Source organism: Streptomyces sp. NPDC058683, from assembly GCF_042716195.1.
GTDB lineage: Bacteria > Actinomycetota > Actinomycetes > Streptomycetales > Streptomycetaceae > Streptomyces.
The window spans coordinates 1-20,288 of the sequence record NZ_JBHXSK010000026.1 but is presented as its reverse complement, the minus strand read 5'-3'; the positions used below and the strand labels follow the sequence as shown (position 1 = coordinate 20,288).

Here is a 20,288-nt window from a genome sequence, read left to right as displayed (position 1 = left end):
GGGGCGTTCTCGGCGGCCGCCCGCCGCCGCTGCGCCGATGACCCGCCGTACGGGTCCCGGAAGGCCCGGCCGAAGTGGGAGGGACCGGTGAGAACCCCGGCGGTCGGCCGCCGCGGCCGACCGGCCGGACAACACGGCGCGACGCGCCCACCCCACCCGAACCGGCAGCGCCGACCTGTGCGGTTGTCGTCTGTCGTGTGGCACGGGATGCTGAGGGAGCACGAAGGGAAGCGGTGCCATGGATCGTTTTCCGGATGCTGCCAACGTCGAATTCCACAGTCCTCTGGATCTCACCAAGGCCGCTGCCGCGGTGCTGGACGCGGAAGGCCGTATCTCCGGGTGGAGCACCTCGGCCCAGCGTCTCCTCGGACATCCGCCGGAGGAGGTGCTCGGCCGGCCGGCCGAGCGGCTGCTGGCGACGACCCCAGGGACTCGGCTGTCCGCTCTCTGCACCACGCACCGGCCCCGCAGCACGGTCCTGGACCTCCGCTGCCGGGACGGACACACCCTGCGCGCCGCTGTGACGTTCGCTCCGCTCACCCACCAGGGCGTCGCCGCGACCGTCGTGGTCGCGGCCGACCTGGCGGCCCTGCGCGGCTGGGAGGCACAGCTGGCGATGTTGCAGGGACTGGCGACCGAGTCCTCCGTGGGCCTGACCATCTACGACACGGACATGCGCGTCGTCTGGGGAAACGTCTCCACCGACCAGGAGCTGGCGGGCGTCGCCCAGTACGTCGGCCGGCCCGCCGCGGATCTCTTTCCCGAGGGCGAGTTCATCTCCCGCCATCACCCCCCGGACGAGGACCAGGTGATGGAGCAGGTGCTCAAGACGGGCGAACCGGTCCTCGGCATGCACTATCGCGGGCGCGCTCCCGTCGACCCGGTGCGCGAGCACGTCTGGTCCTGCTCGTACTACCGGCTGGTGGACGCCAGGGGCGAACCGCTGGGGCTCTTCGAGGAATCCCTGGACATCACCGACCGCTACCGCGCCCAGGAACGGCTGTCGCTGCTGGTACGGGCGGGCAAGCGCATCGGCGCCTCGCTGGACGTGCGGCGTACGGCCGCGGAGCTGGCCGACGTGGCGGTGCCCCAGCTGGCCGACGAGGTGCTGGTGGATCTGCCGCCGGCGGTCATCGAGGGACGGCAGCCGCCGACCGGTTCCGCGCCGGGGCACAGTCTGCTGCGGATGCACGGCCGTACCCCGGAGGAGTTCCGGACCAGTCCGGTCTCCTATCCGCCGTCGTCACCGCAGGCCCTGAGCCTGGCCACCAGCCGACCCGTCGTCGATGCCGCCCCGTCGCCGGGGGAAGGGTTCCCGGCCGGCCGCGGCTCCGACCTCTTCGTCCCGCTGCTCGCCCGCGACGCGGTCCTGGGCCTCGCCACCTTCCGGCGCGGCAACAACCCCGACCCCTTCGGGCCCGAGGAGCAGACCCTTGCGGTGGAGCTGGCCGAGCGGGCCGCCGTCGGCATCGACAACGCCCGCCGTTACACCAGCCAGCACGCGGCGGCCCTGGTGCTGCAGCGAAGCCTGCTGCCGCAGCATCTGCCCGAGCAGAGCGCGGTCGAGGTGGCGTACCGCTACCTGCCCGCCGACAGCCGGGTGGGGGTGGGCGGGGACTGGTTCGACCTGATCCCGCTCTCCGGTGCCAGGGTGGGGCTGACCGTCGGCGACGTGGTCGGCCACGGTGTGCACGCGGCCGCGACCATGGGCCGGCTGCGCGCCACCGTGCGGACCCTGGCGCTGCTGGACCTGGATCCGGCCGAGTTGCTCACCCGGCTGGACGGCCTGGTCGCGCAGGACGCGGAGCCCGACGCGGCCGACGGGCTGAGCGACAAGGCGCTCGGGGTGACCTGCCTCTACGCGATCTACGACCCGGTCGGCGGCCGCTGCGTCTGGGCGAGCGCGGGCCATCCCCCGCCGATCGTGGCCGACGCCGGCGGCAGGGTGGTCCTGTCCTCGCAGGCGCCGGGCCCGCCCCTGGGGCTGGACAGCCTGCCGTACGAGAACGTCGAGCTGAGCCTGTCCGCCGGCAGTGTGATGGCGCTCTTCACCGACGGTGTCGTGGAGGACCGGCGCACCGACATCGACAGCGGGATCGACCGCCTCGCCCACGTGCTCACCTGGCAGCGCTGCCCGCTGGAGGAACTCTGCGACCGGGCGATGTCGACCCTGCCGCCCGGGCCCCAGGCCGACGACGCCACGCTGCTGCTCGTGCGCACCCGGCGGCTCGGCACCGACCGCGTGGCGGACCTGCGACTGCCGCCCGAGCCGGCCATGGTGGCGAACGCCCGCACGGACACCGAGCGCCAGCTGGAGACCTGGGGCCTGGCCGAACTGTCCTTCACCGCCGCGCTGGTGGTGAGCGAGCTGGTCACCAACAGCATCCGGTACGCCACCGGTCCGGTGATGCTACGGCTGATCAAGGACCGCAGCCTGCTCTGCGAGGTCTCCGACAACGCACACACGGCACCTCACCTGCGACGCGCCCGCCGGGACGACGAAGGAGGCCGCGGCCTGTTCCTGGTCGCCCAGGTGTCCCAGCGCTGGGGCACCCGCTACACCGCGTCCGGAAAGACCATCTGGGCGGAGCTGGCCATCCCCTAGCCCTCGGTCCGGGGACCTGTGTGACCGGTGCGATCGGTGCGACCGGTTCATGACTTCAATGGTCAAGCGAGTTCCGGAACACCATGACCAACAACGCGTCGAATCCAGCACCGATCAGTTGAACATTCACGCGATCCTGGAGTACCGTAGAGGTTGAACGTTGAACATTGCGGGATCTCCGCGTGAAAGGAAGCGCCCCATGAGCGCACTGCTGACTCCCACGGTGGACGTGCGACGCGCCGGCAGGCGCCTGGCCAGCCGGTTGTCGTGGCTCGACTCCAGGCACTCCTTCTCCCTCGGCACCCACCGGCCGGACCCGGCCAACACGCACCACGGCGTGCTGCTGGTCAACAACGAGGATCTGGTGCAACCGGGCACCGGATTCGACACGCACCCGCACCAGGACATGGAGATCGTCACCTGGGTTCTCCAGGGCTCCCTCGTGCACCAGGACTCCAGCGGCCACTCCGGCGTGATCTACCCCGGCCTGGCCCAGCGCATGAGCGCCGGCACCGGCATCCTGCATTCGGAGAAGAACGACTCCTACCGGTCCACCGGCGAACGCCCCGCCGACCCGGTGCACTTCGTCCAGATGTGGGTCGTACCCGACGAGGCCGGCGTCACCCCGGGCTACGAACAGCTCGAGATCGACGCCGAACTGCTGACCGGCGGACTGGTCACCGTGGCCTCCGGCATGGACAGGCACCAGGACGCCAGTGCCATCCGGATCCAGAACCGGCACGCCGCACTGCACGCGGCACGGCTGCGCCCGGGACAGCAGGTGACCCTTCCCGAGGCCCCGTACCTGCACCTGTTCGTCGCACGCGGTTCCGTCGACCTGGAAGGCACCGGCACTCTGGACGAGGGCGACGCGGTACGCTTCACGGCCGCCGGCGGCCACCGGGTCAGCGCCACCACCCCCGCCGAGATCCTCGCCTGGGAGATGCACGCCACGCTCACCCTGTGACCTCACCACCGCCCCCTGGGGGCTCAGGCCCTGCGGGCCGCCAGGATGCGGTTCATACGGGCCTCCAGTTCGGCGCGCTCCTCGGCCGCGTACTCCGCCTCGGCCCGCTGGTAGCGGCGCTGCACCCGCCGCATCCGGTCCTTGGTGTCCTGTTCCACCCGGTACCGCTGCGCCTCGTGCTCCATCCGCGCACAGGCGTGCTGCACCTGGAGTTCGTCCGCGTACAGCCGCTGGCTCGTCTCGAAGCGCCTGCCGAGCATCCTGTCGTACGCCGTCGCGCCGCTCATGAGCTTGGCCAGGACGGGCATCGCGTCGAAGCACACGAGCAGCAGGTGCAGGACGACAGTGAGGAAGAGCGCGAAGCCGTCCGACTCGGCGACCTCCTTGAGGCCGTGCGCGCGGGTGAGGATGCCGTCGGTGTCCAGGGCGGCGGCGCGCTGCGCGGTCTTGGCGTCGATGGCCCGCTGGAGCTTCGGCTGGTAGGCGTTGGCGGCGTTGTCCTGCTCGGCGGCCAGGGTCTGCCCCTTGGCCGTCATCTCCTTCAACTGCCTCTGGTACGGGGCGAGTTCGGTGGCCGCGGCGGCGGTGGCCGTGCGGGCCCGCTTGCAGGTGATGGTGACGTCCCGGCCGTTGGCCGTCCAGATCCAGTACTTCGGTCCGCACAGGCGCTGCTCGGTGGCCAGCTTGGCGTCGTGCTCCCTGGACAACTCGTCGACCTGGGCTTTCAGGGTGGCGGCGCGGGCGGTGCCGGTCTTGATCTGGCGGGCGAGTTCGGCGGGCGATCCCACCACCTTCAGCTGGTAGCGGCCGCACTCCGCCCGGTCGCTGGTGGAGGCGCCGTCGGTGGGGTTGCAGGAGACGAGCATGCCCCGGTAGTCCGCGACCGACTGCTCGTTGCCGACGGCGATCTCCTGGCGGATCTCCTTGTCGAAGATCTGGAAGAGGATCGGTTCGGCGATGAACAGGCCGAGGAGGATCGACAGAAGGAAGCGGAGCATCAAAGTCCACCTCTTGACCGAGGTGCCGTGGGTGCTGGACACCAGCCAGCTGTCGAGCGTGAGGACCACCCAGAACCAGATCAGGGCAGCCAGGACCACGGCTGTGCCCGGCAGGTCGGAGCGGAAGCTGGTGAGGGCCAGAGCCATCGAGACCGACCCCACCAGAGCGGTGTTGAACACCAGCGCCCCGTACCGGGTGTAGCGCGGGCGGTCCTCCGGAACCCAGGCCAGCAGCCCCTCGTCGACGCCGATCAGCCTGCGCAGCCGGGCCGCTAGGCCGCCGACGGGCGCCACCGGGCGGCGCTCGGATCCGGCGTCCCCGTGGCCGCCGAAAGAAGCCGAGTCGGCCGGGCGGAGCGGGGTGTCAGTCGACAAGGCTGGCCTCCTGGTCGGTGCCGCCGAAGTCCATTACGGCGTCCTCGGCATCGTCGGTGTCCCGCCCGGCGGCGGCCGTGCCCTCGTCCGCGGCCCGGGAGCCGTCGTTCAGCTCGCCCTGGACCTCGGCCTCCACCGCGCCCTCGCGCGAGGGCCGGCCCGGGCTGTTGACGTTCCCGACGCTGTTGATGAGCGTGCCGGGGTCGTACCCGGTACTGTCGAACAGCCCTCGGGCGATGCCCTGTTTGTACAGGTCGGCGCGGACCGCCAGCTGCTGCTTGGCCCACTCGCGCTCGTCGCGCTCCCAGCGCTGGGCGTCCACGCGGCCCTCCTCGTGCTTGATTTGCTGGTCCTTGTGCTCGAGGTTCCAGCGCCGGGCGTCCTCGGCGCGCTGGGCGGCGGCGTCCTCGCGCTGGTCCACACGGTCGAGCTGCTGCTGCGTGTCGGCGCGTTCGACGCGCCAGTGCTCCTCCTCCCGCCGCACGGCCTGCCGCCGCATGTCGTACTCGCGGTCCTCGCGGGTCCATTCCTCCGAGCGCCCGAGCCGGTCCCGCTCGGCCTCGTGCAGGCGCCTGGAGAGTTCATCGGCGCTGATCTCACCGCTGCGGAAGGCCAGGTAGGCCGCGCCGAGCGGGTCGGTGCCGAGCAGGCTGATGTCCTCCTGGATCTCCGCGCGGGTCGAACGGTTGCGCTGGCCACGCAGCGTGAGGTCGTGCTCCTGCTCCTCGGACTCCGAGGACCGCCTGAACCGGCTGATCAGCGAGTCCCGCCGCTGCCGGTTCTCCTCCTCCATCATCGCCAGCGCGTGCGCGTTGCGCGCCTCCCGCTCGGCCTTCAGGGAGCGCAGCTCCTCCTGCTTCAGCGCCAGCTCCGCGCCCAGGATCTCCCGCCGCAGGGCGGCCTCCTGGACCAGGTCGGCGTGCTCCATCTCGGTGAGGTGCGCGGCCTGTTCCTCCGGGGTACGGACCTCCACCTGCCCGCAGCGCACCTTGAGGCCGGACACCTCGGCCGGCCGCATCTCGTGGTACGCGGTCAGCCGGGCGTCGATGCGGCTGCGCACCGACGCGGACTCCACGATCGGCAGGTCGCTGCCGTCCTCGGTGAGCCCGGGCACCGCCAGCAACTGCGCGAGCAGCAGCGCCTCCACCTCCGTGACGCCGTCCCGCACGACCGCGCACGGGTCGACGACGTTGCTGAAGTACGTCACCCGTACGGTGAACTCGCCCGCCTGCGCGGAGGGGATCCGGGTCTCCACGACCACGGGCACGTCGGCCCGCTGGTCGACGACCGTGACCGAGCTGGCCGAGACCACCAGCGGGTCGTCGGCGCGCAGCTGTCCGTGGTCCTCCACGTACTCCTCGCCCACCCTGAACACCCGCACCTGGTGGGCGGCGATCCTCGGCAGGTCGCCCTCCGCGCGCCGGGCACGCTTCTTCAGGATGCCGCCGCGCTTCTCCGGCCGTCCGTACTCCCGCTGCTCGACGAGCGGATAATTCTCAGCCATGAGTGTCAGTCCTCCGTGCTCAGTACAGCGGTAAGGAAGAGGTCGATCAGTTCTTCGTCCGGCTCCACGGGCGGTACGGCGGCCTGCCGCAGGGCCGTGGACAGTTTGGGCCGCTCGCCGGGCGCCAGCGCCGCGCCGACCGCCCGGCCGAAACGCTCGGCCACCGTCTTCGGCTCCTGCGACACGGCGGGGAGCTGGCACAGGGTGGCGTACAGGCTGAGCAACGCCCGTCTCCGGCGGGGCAGGTTCTCCAGGACGCCCGCCCACAGCTGGCCGAGCCGGTCCGTCTGGCGCGGATCGTTCTGCAGCAGCGTGGCGCACACCAGTCGGCGGGTGCGGGCGTCCCGCGCCCGCAGGACGGTGAGCACGCTGTCGAGGGTGTGGTCGTTGAGCCGTCCGGTGCGGGTCTCGCGCTCGACCCGCAGCCGGTAGGCGAGCGGCCGGAACACCGCGCCGGTGTCCTCGCCGCACTCGGCGAGCACCGCGACCAGCCCGGCCAGCGCGTAGGCCGTCTCCACGGGCCGGCCGTCACGCCGCGCCATCAGCTGGAGCAGGCCGTGCACGGCGTCCGTGGGGAAGAGCACGCCGAGCGCCCCGCTGAAGGCCGCCGTGGCCGTCGACCGGAGCGCGGGACTGACCGAGCGGGCCCAGCCGCGGGCGATGCCGAGGGCGGTGGCGGCGAGGTTCTCCTCCAGGCACATGCACTGGAGCACCAGGTTCGCCGTGGACTGGCCGGAGCGGCCGGCCGTTCCGGCCGCCCACGCGTGGAGGTAGTTGTCGGCCACCTCGTCGAAAGCGGGCCGGGCGAGCAGGGCGAGACCCTGTGCCACGGACAGCTGGAGGGCGAGACTCGGCCGGCCGGACACGAGTTCCGTCAGCCAGTCCCGGACACCGTCCCAGAACAGCGTCGAGCGCCTGGTCCACAGCTCCTCCAGCACCCACTGCCGGTACTGGGGCTGCGGAAAGACCAGCGCGGTGCGGGTGAGCGCGCCGTCCTTGCGCTCCTCCGCGGTGATCAGGGCGTTACGGGTCAACGACTGCCGACGGTCCACGACGCGGCGCGCCGCCTCGGCCCTGTCCTCCTCGGTGAACGGCGGCGGAAAGGCCGGCTCCAGCCAGTGCTCCAGCCGCTCCTGGCAGGTCTCGACCTCGCGGTAGCCCGCGCCGGTGACGAAGGCCAGCGTGGTCAGCTCGGCCCACTCCTGCGGCGTACGGTCCAGCTCGAACCAGCCGCGCACCGGCTGGGCCGCGCTGCTGCCGTACTCCTGCCAGACCTCGGCCGGCCGGGCACCGCCCGCGATCCGCTCGGCGGCCGCGGTGACCTCGGTGATCCTGCACCCGCCGGGCATCAGGCCGACGGCTCGCCGCACGGCGTCCGCGTCGCACCCCGCGTTCGCGAGCCTGGCCCGCAGCACGGCCGCGAGGTCGGGCAGCACCCAGGGCACGTACCGTACGGACTCGACCCGGGCGGCCGGGTGGACGGTGGTGACGACCAGGTACGCGCCCTGCTCCCGCACGGTGTCCCGGACCCGCCGCCAGTCGAAGTCGGCCGTCGCGGACGTCTCCTCGCCCATCCAGTCGAGCAGGACATAGCCGACGCCCCGTTCGAAGGCGACCCGGCCGCCGGCCAGGTCGTCCAGACTGCGCCCCGGGGAGAGCACCACGTGGTCCGACCCCTCGGCCACGGAGTCCACGAGCGCCACCGCCCCGGAGCGTTTGCCCGTGCTGGGCGGGCCGACGAGGACCACGACCCCGGCCTCCTCCAGGGCCTGGAGGGCCTCCCCGAAGCAGTCGGGCTTCACATACGACCCGATGAGCGCTTCCGCTTCGCCCGCGTCGAGGCGGCCGACGGCACGGCGGCGCGCGTTGCCGGAGTCGGCGGCGCCGACGCCGAAGAGGGCGCCGGAGGCGTCGAGGGCTCCGTAGAAGTACTGGTTGACGTTGTTCTGGTGAACCTGGCCGGGACGGTTCTTGGACGTGGGCTTGTGGCCGGCCTCGGCCTCGGGGGCCGTCTCCTGCTTCGCCGGTTCCGCCTCCGGTTCGGAGTGCGGTGCCGGTGCCGGTGCCGGTGCCGGTTCTGGGTCGGGGTCGAGGTCGCCCGAAGGCGCGGACTCAGGGATGTCCTGGGACATCTGCTCGCTCGGCTCGCTCGGCGAGCCCTCTTCGCACAGTTCCTCGTTCATCCTCAGCCGTCACTCAAGGTCACTTGGAGATCCCAAAGACGGCCCCCTGAGCATGGACGGTTCCGGTGTAGACCTGAACCACCGTGTCTCCGGGAGCAGTTGGCGCATCCAGGGGGCGCGCGCCGACAGCTTCACCACCCCCCGCACTCACCGCCTCCGCGGCACGGGCCTTCCCTGCCGCCTCCGAACCGGCAGCCGCCTCCGCCGCTTCCGAACCGGCCGCCGTCTCCGCCGTTCCCGAACCGGCGGCCGCCCCGAGGTCGAGGGCGCCCGCGTCGTACCCGGGCACCCAGATCCACGCCCGCCCGCTGTGCTCCTTCTCCACGACCCGCACCTCGCGGAACTCCTCCGTCCGGATGGTCGTGAACGCCTGGGCGATCACCTCGTTGAAGACGGTCGGCGACACCGCGACGGCGAGGCAGGCATCCGGCGCGGCCGCGAGGGCCGCCTTCAGCACCGCGCTGTCCAGCATGCGTCCGACCTCCACGGGCGCCCGGCCGACGAAGCCGATCGGGCCGGGCGAGGCCGTACCGAAGTGCACGGCAGCCCGCAGCCGCAGCCACGACTCCCGCATGCGTCCGTGGTTGAAGGCGCGCAGCCCGGCGTCGAGCCGGCGCATGAACGGGTCGACGAGGTCGGGCTCGGACGCCCCCTCCGGGAGCACCGCGAACACCGAGTCGCCGCCCTCCTGGAGCTGCCAGCGCTCCCAGTCCAGGCCGACCGCCGCGGCCGACTCGCCCAGCAGCCGCCCGATGGCCTCCTGAAGCTGCCGCTGCGTCACCGCGTCGACGCCGCCGTACCCTTTCGCGTCGACCGCCAGCAGCGGTCGGCGCCAGAACGTTTGCATGATCACAATCCCCGCTCACTCGGTGACAGCGCACTCATGCGTCGACGGACCATGAGCAGTGAGGGGCGCGCTACGGTACAAGCCGACGTCCGCTCCCCCACAGGCGGACGCCGGTAGGCCAGTGGTACACGCCCCGCGCGCCGCGAACCCCGTCGAAATACGGGATGCGGGAAGTTACGGGAACTCACGGTGGAAGCCCCGAGTTACGGCTGGGTCCGGAAGGCCGAAGCAGCACAGGAAGAGGTCATGCGCCCGGATCCCGCGGAGGTCCCGGGTTCCGTTCCGTCCCGGACACCGTCCGCTCGCCCCTCGGGCGCCAGGTCCCCCAGTGCCCCGAGCCGCGGCAGGTCGCGTAGGACGGTCGCGGCGTAGCCGGTCGTCAGCAGTCCCTCCGCACGCAGCTCGCGCAGCGCCTTCCGGACGAGGTGGCTGAGGCCGTTGCCGGCCCATGGGTCCTGGTCATGGTCGGTTCTCCCGGCGGGCATGCTCGTCGCCCTCGCGGTACAGCACCAGGTGCTCGTGGTGGAGAACGCCGTCGCGGACGTCGCCGGTGGCGGTGAAGCCGGTGTCGTCGACGTAGTCGAGGTGGCTGCCGGTGACGGTGTAGCTGCCGGTGTAGGCGCTCGGGCGATTGCCGCGGGCCTCGTCGTAGCGGCCGTTCGGCAGCAGTTCCTGGCGGATGAATCCGTCGGCGGTCACCCACATCCCGACGTACGGGTGCGGGTCGCGGGGCGTGTCGTCGCTGGTCATGTCTCCACGATCGGCCCGGCGGGCGGTGGCGACCAGGCCGCCGTCTCCCCAGGTGAGGGCCTCCTGGGTGCCGCGCACCCAGCATCGCGGGCCGGCCGGATGGTGGGTGCCGGGCACCTAGGGACAGAGCGGCCTGGTTCCGGCGCCGCCACGCCACGAACCTGATGGTCAGGCGGCTGCCGTGGCCGCCGGACACTCGCCCCGAGGAGCACGCAATGACCATCACCGACATCGACACCGGCACCGTGAACTGGAACCCCGAGGCCCTCGACGAGATCCTCTCGGACGACGAGGGGCGCCCCGTCCTGTTCACGAATGCCCGGATCCTGACGATGGACCCGTTGATCGGGGCCATGGTCGGCGCCGACATCCTGTTCGTCGGCTCGCTGATCGTGGGTGTCGGCCCCGGCATCGTCACCGCGGCCGGGGACGACAACGCCATCGTCGTCGACGGCACCGGTACGACCGTCGTCCCCGCCGTCGTGGACACCGTCGCGCTGGCCGGCGGCCGCGGCAGCCGCTCGGAGTACGTCGCGACGCTGACCCCGGGCAACACCACCGACTTCCTGGTGGTGCCCGACGAACTCGCCGACGACGTGCCGAGCGCGGTGGCCACGCTCCTGTCCCGGCCGGAGCAGGTCCGCGCACTCGTCTCGGCGGGCCGGCCGGTGCTGTGGGCCGGCGCCGACGTCCCCGGCCGGGCCGCCGCACCCGAGACGGGCATCCCGGACGCGGAGGACCTGACCGGCAACCCGCGCGTCGGTGTCTGGATCGACCGGAACGACTTCCTGCACCAGGAGCTCACCGCCGACGGCCGCTACGACGAGACCCGGGGCGGGCGCCCGCACGCCTACCAGGGCCGCTACTGGATCGACGGCGATCGCATCGACTACCTGGACGACCTCGGCTTCTGGGCCTACGGCGCGTTCCAGGGCGACGAACTCCACCACGCGGGCTACGTCATGAAGCTCGGCTGACACCCCTCTCCGTTCCCCGTCCGCGTTCCTCCGCCGTACCGAAAGAAGAGCCCTCATGAACCTCAACGACACCACCAGCCCCGCCGTACTCGAAGAGCTCCGGCGGCGGCCCGCCGACCGGCGGCGCATCCTGTTCACCGGTGCGACCGTCGTCACCATGGACCCCGGCCTCGGTGTCGTCGACGGCGGCGACCTCCTCGTCGAGGGCGACACGATCGCCGCCGTCGGCCCCCGCCTCGACGCGCCGGACGCCGTGGCCGTCGACGCCACCGGCACGGTCCTCGCCCCGGGTTTCGTCGACACGCACCGGCACGCCTGGGAGGCGCAGCTGCGCCGGATCATGCCGGACGTCGACGACCTCGGCGGCTACGTCATGGCCACCCTGGCCGGCTACGCCACGGTCTACCGGCCCCAGGACATGTACACCGGCACCAGGCTGGCGGCCCTGACCGCGATCGACAGCGGCATCACGACCATGCTCGACTTCTCCCACAACTCCCGTACCCGCGAGCACTCCGACGCCGCCGTCGAGGCCCTGCGCGACACCGGCATCCGCGGCGTGCACGCCTCCATGGGCCCGCACTTCGGCGACTGGGACCGGCAGTGGCCGGGCGACCTCGCCCGGCTCAAGAGCCAGTACTTCAGCAGCGACGACCAGTTGCTCACGCTGCGCCTGGCGACCCTGGCCACCGACGAGATCGCCGGACCCGCGCTCGCCTACGGCCCCGAACTCGCCCGTGTCGCCGCGGAGCTGGGCATCGGGGTGAGCGTGGACGCCGTCTTCGGCACCGCCTCCTCCGACGCGGTCCTGCGCTGGGCCAAGGACGGCATCCTCGGCCCCGACGTGACCCTCATCCACGCCACCGGGCTGACCCCCGAGGCGTGGCGGGCGATGGGCGGGTCCGGCACCACCGTGGCCCTCGCGCCGACCTCCGACGCCCAGATCGGCCTGGAGACCGCGATCCCCGCCGTCGACGAGGCACTGTCCGTCGGCATCCGCCCCGGACTGAGCATCGACGTCGAAGTCGCCCTGGCCGGCGACATGTTCACCCAGATGCGGGCCCTGCACGCCATCCAGCGGATGCGCGCGGTCAACGCCGCCTACGGCACCGACCGTCAGCCCTCCCGGATCACCACCCACGACGTCCTCGACTTCGCCACCCTCCAGGGCGCCCGCACCAACGGCCTGGCGGACGTGACCGGTTCACTCACCCCGGGCAAGAAGGCGGACCTCCTGGTCATCCGGGCCGAGGACCTCAACAACATGCCGCTCAACGACCCGATCGGCACGATCGTGCTGGGCTCCGACGCCCGCAACATCAGCGCCGTCCTCATCAACGGCGAACCCCGCAAGTGGGACGGACAGGTCCTCGACGTCGACCTGACCGCCCTGCGCGGCGAGGTGCACGCCTCGCGCGAGTACGTACTGAACACCCCGGCAGCCTGAACGTACTTCCCCATCCCCTGAGGACTCCGCCATGGCAAGCCTGGAACTGATCGCCGTCGTCGCCGTCGGTGTCCTCCTGATGGGCTGGCTGTCGCGTCGTACGGGCCTGAGCGAACCGCTTCTGCTGCTCGGCGCGGGCTGCCTCGTGGGACTGACACCGCCCTTCGCGTCGTTCGCCCTGTCCCCCGAGGTCGTCCTGTTCCTCTTTCTGCCCGCCCTGCTGTACTGGGAGGCGCTCACCTCCTCGGTGCGCGAGATCCGGGACAACTTCCGCAGCATCGTCCTCCAGTCGACCGGGCTGGTCCTGGCAACGGCCGTCGCCGTCGCGGCCGTGGCCCATGCGCTGGGCTACGGCTGGCCCGTCGCCTTCGTCCTCGGTGCCGTCCTGGCCCCGACCGACGCCGCGGCCGTCGCCGCCGTCGCCCGGGCCATGCCGCGCCGTATCCTGACCGTGCTGCGCACCGAGAGCCTGCTGAACGACGGCACCGCGCTGGTCCTGCTGGCCGTGGCCGTCGACGTCGTCACCGACGAGCGCCCCTTCTCCTGGTCCGGCACGGCGGTCGCCTTCGCCGGGTCCTACGCCGGCGGAGTCCTGGTAGGCGGCGCGGTCGCCCTGCTCCTGATCCCGGTCAGGCGCCGGCTGCCCGAACCGCTGCTGCACAGCGTGCTGAGCGTCGCCACCCCGTTCCTGGCGTACCTGCCCGCCGAACTCGTGCAGGTGTCCGGTGTCCTCGCCGTCGTCACCTGCGGCCTGGTGACCACCCGGTTCGGCCCTCGTGTCATCGGTTCCGACGCCCGTATCCAGGCCGTCGCCTTCTGGGAAGTGGCCAGCTATCTGCTCAACAGCGCGCTGTTCGTCCTCGTAGGCATCCAGCTCCCCGCCGCGGTCCGCGCGTTGACGTCCGTCTCCCTGGCGCAGGCGACGCTCGCCGCTGTCGCCGTGAGCGTCGCCGTGATCGGGACCCGGATCGCGTGGTTCTACTCGATCCCCTATCTGGTCAGGCTCCTGGACCGGCGTCCCCGGCAGCGCGACCGCCGTATCACCGGACGCCGGCGACTGCCGCTGGCGTGGGCCGGGATGCGGGGCGCCATCTCGCTGGCCGCGGCGCTGACCGTGCCCGCCACGACCGCCGAGGGGCAGCCCGTCGGGCAGCGTGACGCCGTGGTGTTCCTCACGACCGTCGTCATCGTCGTCACCCTCGCGGTCCTCGGTCCCACCCTGCCGGCCGTGGTCCGCGGGGCCCGCTTCCCCGAGGACACCGACAAGACCGCGGAACTCGCCCTCGCCCGCTGCCGTATGAGCAGCGCCGCGCTGGACGCCCTGCCGGAGCTGGCGCGGCGGTTCGGGGTCTCCGAAGGGGACACCCTGCGCATGGTCCAGGACATCGAGGACCGCACGGCCCCCGCTCCCGGCACCGCGCGCCGCCGGGAGAGCGTGCGGCGACTCGAACTCGCCCTGCTCCAGGTCAAACGGGACACGCTCACGGACCTGCGCGACGCCGGCCGTGTCGACGACATCGTCCTGCGTACCGTCCAGCACATGCTCGACGTGGAGGAGGTCCGGCTGCGGGGCAGGGCGAGTCCCTCGGCGGCGGCATCGTCGCCCACCCCGGACGAGTCCGCGCGCCCATGAGAGCCTCTCCTCCGTCCCACGAAAGGCATCCGTCACCGTCATGCGAACAACGATCCGCCCGAAGCGACACCGACGGCCGCTCGGCCAGGCGGCCGTCTGGGCCACCGTCGCAGCCCTGCTCACGGCCTGCGGCGAGTCGGCCGCGGGGGCGCCGCCGCATCCCACGGGCAGCCCCAGGGTCACGTCGTGCCTGGCGTCCTCGGGAGATCTGCTGGCCGACATCGACGCCGACGGCCGTACCGACCGCGTCTCCGACCCGTCCCGCACCGGAGCCCGGCTGACCATCGCCTTCGGCGAGAAGACGGGCTACGGCGCTCCGGTCGGCGTGCGGAAACTGGTCGGCGGTTCCGGATCCGGAGACAAGGACGTACTCGGGGCGGTGGCGGACTTCGACGGCGACGGGTGGAGCGACCTGGTCGTGGTGGCCACCGGGCAGAACCAGGGGGACGACCCGATCGAACCGGCGGTGGCCAAGCTGGTGTCCGGGCCCTTCTCGGCCTCCGGCCGGGGACAACGCACCCGGCATCTCGACCTTGTCGAGACACGCGGTGTCGCCGTGGCCGACTACGACCACGACGCCCGCCCCGACCTCGCCGTGTTCTCCTACTCCGGCGACGGCGTCTACCAGACGGAGGCCCGCCTCGGCAGCGCGGGCACGGGACTGGCCGACGCCACCGGGGACACGAGCACGAAGTACACCGTCTACGCGTATCAGCGAAGCCCGGTCAAACTGCCCCGTTCGGGCCTGCCCAGGTTCTACCCGGAGTGCGGGAGAGCTCGCGGCCAGGGCTGAAGTGCCCGCCCGTGTCGGCCGGTTCCGCCGTCAGCCCGCGGCGGCGGTGAGTGCTCCGAGGGCACTGGCCTGGGTCCGCCAGTCGCTCTGGTTGGGGCTGGTACCGGCCCAGCGCTGACCGAGGGCGTTGAGGGAGGTGCGGTCCTGCGCCCACAGGGTGTCCGCCTGCTTCTGGACGTAACTCCGGTACGTGGCCGCGCCGGTGGTGGCCGCCAGGTCGGCGAGGTTCCGCATGAAGATGCCCTTGAACTGCTTCTGGTTGTCGTCGCAGGACGCCGAGCCGACGTCGCAGGACTCGGTGAGCACTCCGCCGGAGGTCAGCGCCGGGCTGGCGATCGCGGCATCGGCGAGGGTCCGCGCGGTGGTGAGCAGCGAGCTGTCACCGGTCGACCTCCACAGTTCGGTGAAGCCGCCGATGGCCAGCCCCTGGTTGTAACTCCACACGGTGGAGCCGTTGTTGGCGCAGGCCGAGGTCAGGCCGTCGTTCACCAGACCCGAGGAGTTGATCATCCCGCTGGCCCGGTACCAGGCGGCGGACGTCTTCGCCCGCTGGAGCCACACGGTGTCGCCAGGGATGCGCTGGTGCAGCGCGGTGGTCAGCCACAGGTACTGCCCGTTGGTCACCGCGTTCTTGTAGGTCCGCTCCCGGTCCCACCACACGCCACCGCCGCAGGTGCCGGTGTCCCAGTACTGCTGGACGTAGTTCGCGATGGTGACGGCCTCGTCGAGGTACCGGGAGTCGCCGGTGTAGTCGTACGCGTCGATCCAGGCGATCGCCCACCAGCCCGAGTCGTCGATGGAACGGCTGATGAAGTCCCCCTCGATCGCGTCCGAACTGCGCGTCCCGGCCGCGAAGACGCCCTTGTTCTGGTCGAAGGTGCGCGCGACGACCCAGTCGTAGTCGTGCGTGCCGGTGGTCTTCGCGAAGTCGATGAGGGAGGTCAGCGTGGCGGCGGAGTTCCACCAACTGCTCGGCCACCAGCCGTTGTAGGGGTCGTACGACGTCATCAGCGCGTCCGCGGCCGCGCGTGCCCTGGTCGGTGCGGGCCTGACCCACGCGGTGCAGCTGCCCTCGTTGTGGCTCGCCTCCCGGCCGCAGGCGCGGACCGCGCCGCCGTGGAGGAGGCCGCGCGGGTCGCGGGTGGCGTACATCGCGGTGCGGGTGCCGGTGGCTCCGGACGGGGTGCTGGTACGGCCGAGGGAGGAGCCGTCCGGCCAGGTCGAGCCGCCGTCCCAGGAGCGGTCGAGCCAGATCTCGTCACCGGGGCCACCGGTGTCGATGCTCGCCCAGGCCATGGAGTTCCGCTGGTCGACGTGGAGCCGGATGGTGCGGCCGTAGAGGGTGGTGGACGGTACCGGCTGGTCGTCGCCGGCCGCCTGGCCGGCGCTCGTACCGTCGCAGAGGGTGTCGCAGACGGTGGGATAGACCCAGTTCGTGCAGCCGACTCCTGCCGCGTCGCCGCAGGCCCGGACCAGCCCCCGGCGGTGGTTGCGGGGGTCGGTGATGTTGTACATCAGCGTCCTGGTGCCGGTCCAGGTGCCCGGGACGCTCGCCTTGCCGAGCAGTCCCTCCCAGGTGGCGCCGCCGTCCCAGGAGCGGTCCAGCCACACCGAGTCCCCGGTCACGCCGTCGTCGATGCTGGCCCACGCCATGTCGTCCGCGTCGGACACGTGCAGTTCCAGGCGGCGGCCGTTGAGGTCCTTGTCCGGTACCGGGAAGGTCTCCTGCCGGGCCTGCGAGGGGTCGAGCGTGTCACAGGCCAGTACGCACACCTGGGTGGCGGCGGACGCGGGCGTCGCGGCCGGCACCAGGGCGGCGAACGCGAGCGCGGCCGCCGACAGGATGCCGAGAAGGCGTCGTGTGACAACGATGTCTGAGCTGCGTGAGGACACCAAAACTCGCCTCGATTTCACGATGGGGGACGACGGTCGGCGCGCGTGGCGGAGGCCGGGAGCTCTTGTCGAGCCGGGCCGCAATCGAGCACTGGTCCATACCTGTCTGCGAGGCAGTGAACCGGCTTGGCGGGGGCCTGTCAATGCCACAAGGGGGCTCTGTTCCACGGCAGTTGGGAGGTGGCCTCGACGGGTTGACACCCCGTTTCCGGACGCCCATCATCGGTGGAACTTCGGCGAGGCTCCTCGTGCATCCAGCTGTCACTGCAGGCACAGGGCTTCGTACGGCACGGTTTTGAATCGTTTCAGAACGCGCGTCCCCCAGGCACCCCCCACTCAGGAGGTCTCCATGCGCCGTCGCTCACCACTGAGCAGACCGCCGGGCCGGCATCACCTGCTCGGCCTCGCCGTCCTCGCGGCCACCGCGCTCGCCACCGGCCCGGCCCCCTCCACCGATGCCGCGCCGATGTCCGCCACGGAGACCCCGACGGGCGTCCGGACAGCGGCAGTCGACCCCCTGAACTACTCGCCGGCCTCCCGCACCCTCAAGCCGACCGCTGTCCACCGGACGTCCGGCAGCGTCGCGAACCCGCAGAACGTGCTGAGCGGACAAGCGACGCGGATCTCCGGCTCGCAGTCGGCCATCACCCTCGACTTCGGCAAAGAGGTCGGCGGTGTGACAACGTTGTCCTTCGGGAGTGTGAGCGACGGCGGCCAACGGGTCGGCCTGGCCTTCAGCGAGTCGTCCCTGTACGCGGGCAACAACAGCGACCGCAGCAGCGGCCGCGACGGCGAGGACGGCGCCCTCTACGCCACCGCCTCCGCCAACGGCACCTACACCGTGCCGACCGCCCAGCTCCGGGGTGGCTTCCGTTACTTGACGGTTTTCCTCGACACCTCGGGCTGGGTGGACCTCAAGGGCGTCAGCCTCGGCTTCACCGCGGCGCCCGGGAAATCGAACCCGGCCGACTACGCCAACTACTTCCACTCCAGCGACGACCTGCTCAACCGCATCTGGTACGCCGGGGCGTACACCGTCCAGCTCAACACGATCGCCTCGAACCAGGGCCGCGCCTGGCCCCCGCCCGCCTCGGCGTGGGACAACAGCGCCACCGTCGGGGTGGGTGACTCCGTCCTGGTCGACGGCGCCAAGCGCGACCGCACGGTGTGGCCCGGCGACATGGGCATCGCCGTACCCACGCAGTACGCGTACTCCGGCGACCTCACCTCCACCCGCAACGCGCTCACCACGATGTACGACGCGCAGTCGGCGGAAGGGGAAATCCCCTGGTCGGGACCGCCGTTCAACCTCACCGGCTCGGACACTTACCACACCTGGACGCTGCTGGGGACGTCGACGTACTACACCTACACCGCCGACCGGACGTGGCTGGACTCGGAGTGGGCCGACTACAAGCGCGGGATGGCCTTCATCACGAACAAGATCGACGGCAACGGCCTGCTCAACGTGACCCGCACCCAGGACTGGGCCCGGGTCGGTCAGGGCGGTGAGAACATCTCCGCCAACGCGCTGCTGTACGCCGCGCTCAGGGGCGGCGCGACCCTGGCCACGGCCGAGGGCGACAGCGCGCTCGCCGGGAGCTGGAACGGCAAGGCGGACGCGATCAAGGCGGCGGCCAACTCCCGTCTGTGGGACGCCTCGAAGGGCATGTACAAGGACAACCCCACCAGCGGCCTGTATCCGCAGGACGGCAACTCCCTCGCGGTCTGGTACGGGTTGACCGACTCCGCGACCAAGGCGCGGAGCGTCGTCGCGGGGCTCGGGAAGAACTGGGGCGCGTACGGCCCCACCACCCCCGAATGGGGCGGCAACGTCTCGCCCTTCGCGGGCGGCATGGAACTCAACGCCCGCTTCACGGCGAACGACGACTACACCGCCCTGGACCAGATCCGCCGCACCTGGGGTCACATGCTGAGCACCGACATCGGCACCAAGAGCACCTTCTGGGAGGGCATCAAGGCCGACGGCGGTCTCGCCTACGGCGGTTCCTTCATGAGCCTGGCCCACGGCTGGTCCTCCGCACCCACCTCCACGCTCACCTTCGACGTGCTCGGCACCGCACCCGAGTCGGCGACCGGCGCCTACCGCTTCGTCCCGCACCCCGGCGACCTGACCAGCGCCGAGGGCCGTATCACCCTGCCCCAGGGGGCCGTCGAGGCGTCCTGGTCCCGCGACCCCGCCGCCGGCACCTACTCGGCGCACCTGACCAGCCCGTCCGGCACCACCGGCCGTATCGGCGTCCCGAAATCCGGCGGCGACATCTCGGTGTCCGTGAACGGCACGGTCGTGTGGAGCAACGGCACCTTCACGCCCACCGCCGGCATCACCGGCGCGAGCCAGGACGACACCTACGTCTACCTCACCGGCGTCGCCCCGGGCGGCTACACCGTGACCGCCACCGGCCTCGGCAACCCGGCCGCGCCCGCCGACCCGGCCACCGCCGGCACACTGCGCGCGGGCTACACCCGGTGCGCGGGCGAGGGCGCCACCTGCTCCTTCAGCGGCACCCGCTCGGTGGCCTACGGGGCCGGGACGTACACGTACAAGACGGTGACCGACAGCACCGCCTGCACCAGCGACTCCTTCGGCGGCGACCCGGCGCCGAATCTCGTCAAGTCCTGCTACGTCGCCGACGCGGGCGGCCCGCCGGGATACACCGCCTGCGCGGCCGAGGGCGGCACCTGCGCCGTGCCCGGCTACAACCGCGACGTCGCCTACGGCGGCAACGGCAACTTCGTCCACCAGGTCACCAACGGTTCCGTCGCCTGCTCCAACGCCCACTTCGGCGACCCGATCGACGGCGTGGCCAAGTCCTGCTACCTACCGTCCGCAGGAGCACCGGCCGGCGGCTGGGCCAAGTGCGCCGACCAGAACGGGACGTGCGCGGCCGCCGCCGGACAGCCGGTGATGTACGGCGCGTTCGGAGCGTTCACCACGCTCAAGGCCACCGGCGACACCCCGTGCACCGACGCTGCGTTCGGCGACCCGATCCCCGGCGAGTCGAAAGCCTGCTACACCGCCACCGGCGGCCCGGCCGGCTACGCCACGAACTGCTCGGACGAATCCGGGACGTGCGCCTTCGGCGGACAGCGGACCGTGGCCTACGGCGCCCGGGGCACCTTCGTCTACCGGACGTTCACCGGCGGCACCGGTTGCACGTCCGCGGCGTTCGGCTCCACGGACCCGCTGCCGGGTGTCCGGAAGGGCTGCTACCTCACCCCCTGAGCGGTACGACACCTCCGGCAGCCCGCCCGAGTACCGATGGCGGCGTGGCGGGGGAGAACAGCACCGGGC

General features: G+C 71.8%; 13 protein-coding genes. 7 read left to right on the top strand and 6 right to left on the bottom strand.

Features of this window, described 5'->3' with window-relative positions; all coding sequences use genetic code 11:
- Positions 1-238: 238 nt before the first annotated feature.
- Both ACFWXC_RS27480 and ACFWXC_RS27475 read left to right on the top strand, forming a co-directional pair.
- Complete coding sequence (locus ACFWXC_RS27480) at positions 239-2,605, top strand: SpoIIE family protein phosphatase (RefSeq protein WP_384482922.1); 2,367 nt, start codon at positions 239-241, stop codon at positions 2,603-2,605.
- Between the two features lie 199 nt (positions 2,606-2,804).
- The gene (locus ACFWXC_RS27475; protein WP_384482920.1) at positions 2,805-3,572 is read left to right on the top strand and encodes a pirin family protein; all 768 of its coding nucleotides are present in this window, start codon (positions 2,805-2,807) and stop codon (positions 3,570-3,572) included.
- Positions 3,573-3,595: 23 nt separating this feature from the next.
- Here ACFWXC_RS27475 and ACFWXC_RS27470 read toward each other — a convergent pair whose 3' ends face one another.
- The 5 genes from ACFWXC_RS27470 to ACFWXC_RS27450 form a co-directional block, all read right to left on the bottom strand.
- Entirely contained in the window at positions 3,596-4,945 is a 1,350-nt protein-coding gene (locus ACFWXC_RS27470) for a DUF4407 domain-containing protein (RefSeq protein ID WP_384482918.1), read from the bottom strand.
- The gene (locus tag ACFWXC_RS27465) at positions 4,935-6,449 is read right to left on the bottom strand and encodes a hypothetical protein (protein WP_384482916.1); all 1,515 of its coding nucleotides are present in this window, start codon (positions 6,447-6,449) and stop codon (positions 4,935-4,937) included. The genes ACFWXC_RS27470 and ACFWXC_RS27465 overlap by 11 nt, the downstream gene beginning before the upstream one ends.
- A 5-nt stretch (positions 6,450-6,454) precedes the next feature.
- Positions 6,455-8,632 (bottom strand): hypothetical protein, encoded by a 2,178-nt coding sequence (locus tag ACFWXC_RS27460; RefSeq protein ID WP_384482914.1) that lies wholly within the window; start codon positions 8,630-8,632, stop codon positions 6,455-6,457.
- 19 nt (positions 8,633-8,651) lie between these two features.
- Positions 8,652-9,479 carry a hypothetical protein gene (locus tag ACFWXC_RS27455; protein WP_384482913.1) on the bottom strand — a complete coding sequence of 276 codons (828 nt, stop codon included), beginning with the start codon at positions 9,477-9,479 and terminating at the stop codon, positions 8,652-8,654.
- Between the two features lie 459 nt (positions 9,480-9,938).
- Complete coding sequence (locus tag ACFWXC_RS27450; RefSeq protein WP_384483051.1) at positions 9,939-10,229, bottom strand: Atu4866 domain-containing protein; 291 nt, start codon at positions 10,227-10,229, stop codon at positions 9,939-9,941.
- Positions 10,230-10,444: 215 nt separating this feature from the next.
- Between ACFWXC_RS27450 and ACFWXC_RS27445 the strand changes: the two genes are divergently transcribed.
- From ACFWXC_RS27445 to ACFWXC_RS27430, 4 genes are read left to right on the top strand one after another with little or no spacing between them, the layout of a single operon-like run.
- Complete coding sequence (locus ACFWXC_RS27445; RefSeq protein ID WP_384482911.1) at positions 10,445-11,206, top strand: Atu4866 domain-containing protein; 762 nt, start codon at positions 10,445-10,447, stop codon at positions 11,204-11,206.
- A gap of 55 nt (positions 11,207-11,261) precedes the next feature.
- Complete coding sequence (locus tag ACFWXC_RS27440) at positions 11,262-12,653, top strand: amidohydrolase family protein (RefSeq protein WP_384482909.1); 1,392 nt, start codon at positions 11,262-11,264, stop codon at positions 12,651-12,653.
- A gap of 31 nt (positions 12,654-12,684) precedes the next feature.
- Positions 12,685-14,286, top strand: a complete 1,602-nt coding sequence (locus ACFWXC_RS27435; protein WP_384482907.1) for a Na+/H+ antiporter — start codon at positions 12,685-12,687, stop codon at positions 14,284-14,286.
- 40 nt (positions 14,287-14,326) lie between these two features.
- The gene (locus ACFWXC_RS27430; protein ID WP_384482905.1) at positions 14,327-15,079 is read left to right on the top strand and encodes an FG-GAP repeat domain-containing protein; all 753 of its coding nucleotides are present in this window, start codon (positions 14,327-14,329) and stop codon (positions 15,077-15,079) included.
- Between the two features lie 30 nt (positions 15,080-15,109).
- On the opposite strand, the gene ACFWXC_RS27425 is transcribed toward ACFWXC_RS27430, so the two are convergent.
- Positions 15,110-16,732 carry a glycoside hydrolase family 76 protein gene (locus ACFWXC_RS27425; RefSeq protein ID WP_384483050.1) on the bottom strand — a complete coding sequence of 541 codons (1,623 nt, stop codon included), beginning with the start codon at positions 16,730-16,732 and terminating at the stop codon, positions 15,110-15,112.
- Between the two features lie 589 nt (positions 16,733-17,321).
- Between ACFWXC_RS27425 and ACFWXC_RS27420 the strand changes: the two genes are divergently transcribed.
- Entirely contained in the window at positions 17,322-20,219 is a 2,898-nt protein-coding gene (locus ACFWXC_RS27420; RefSeq protein WP_384482903.1) for an alpha-L-rhamnosidase, read from the top strand.
- The last annotated feature ends 69 nt before the right edge of the window (positions 20,220-20,288 follow it).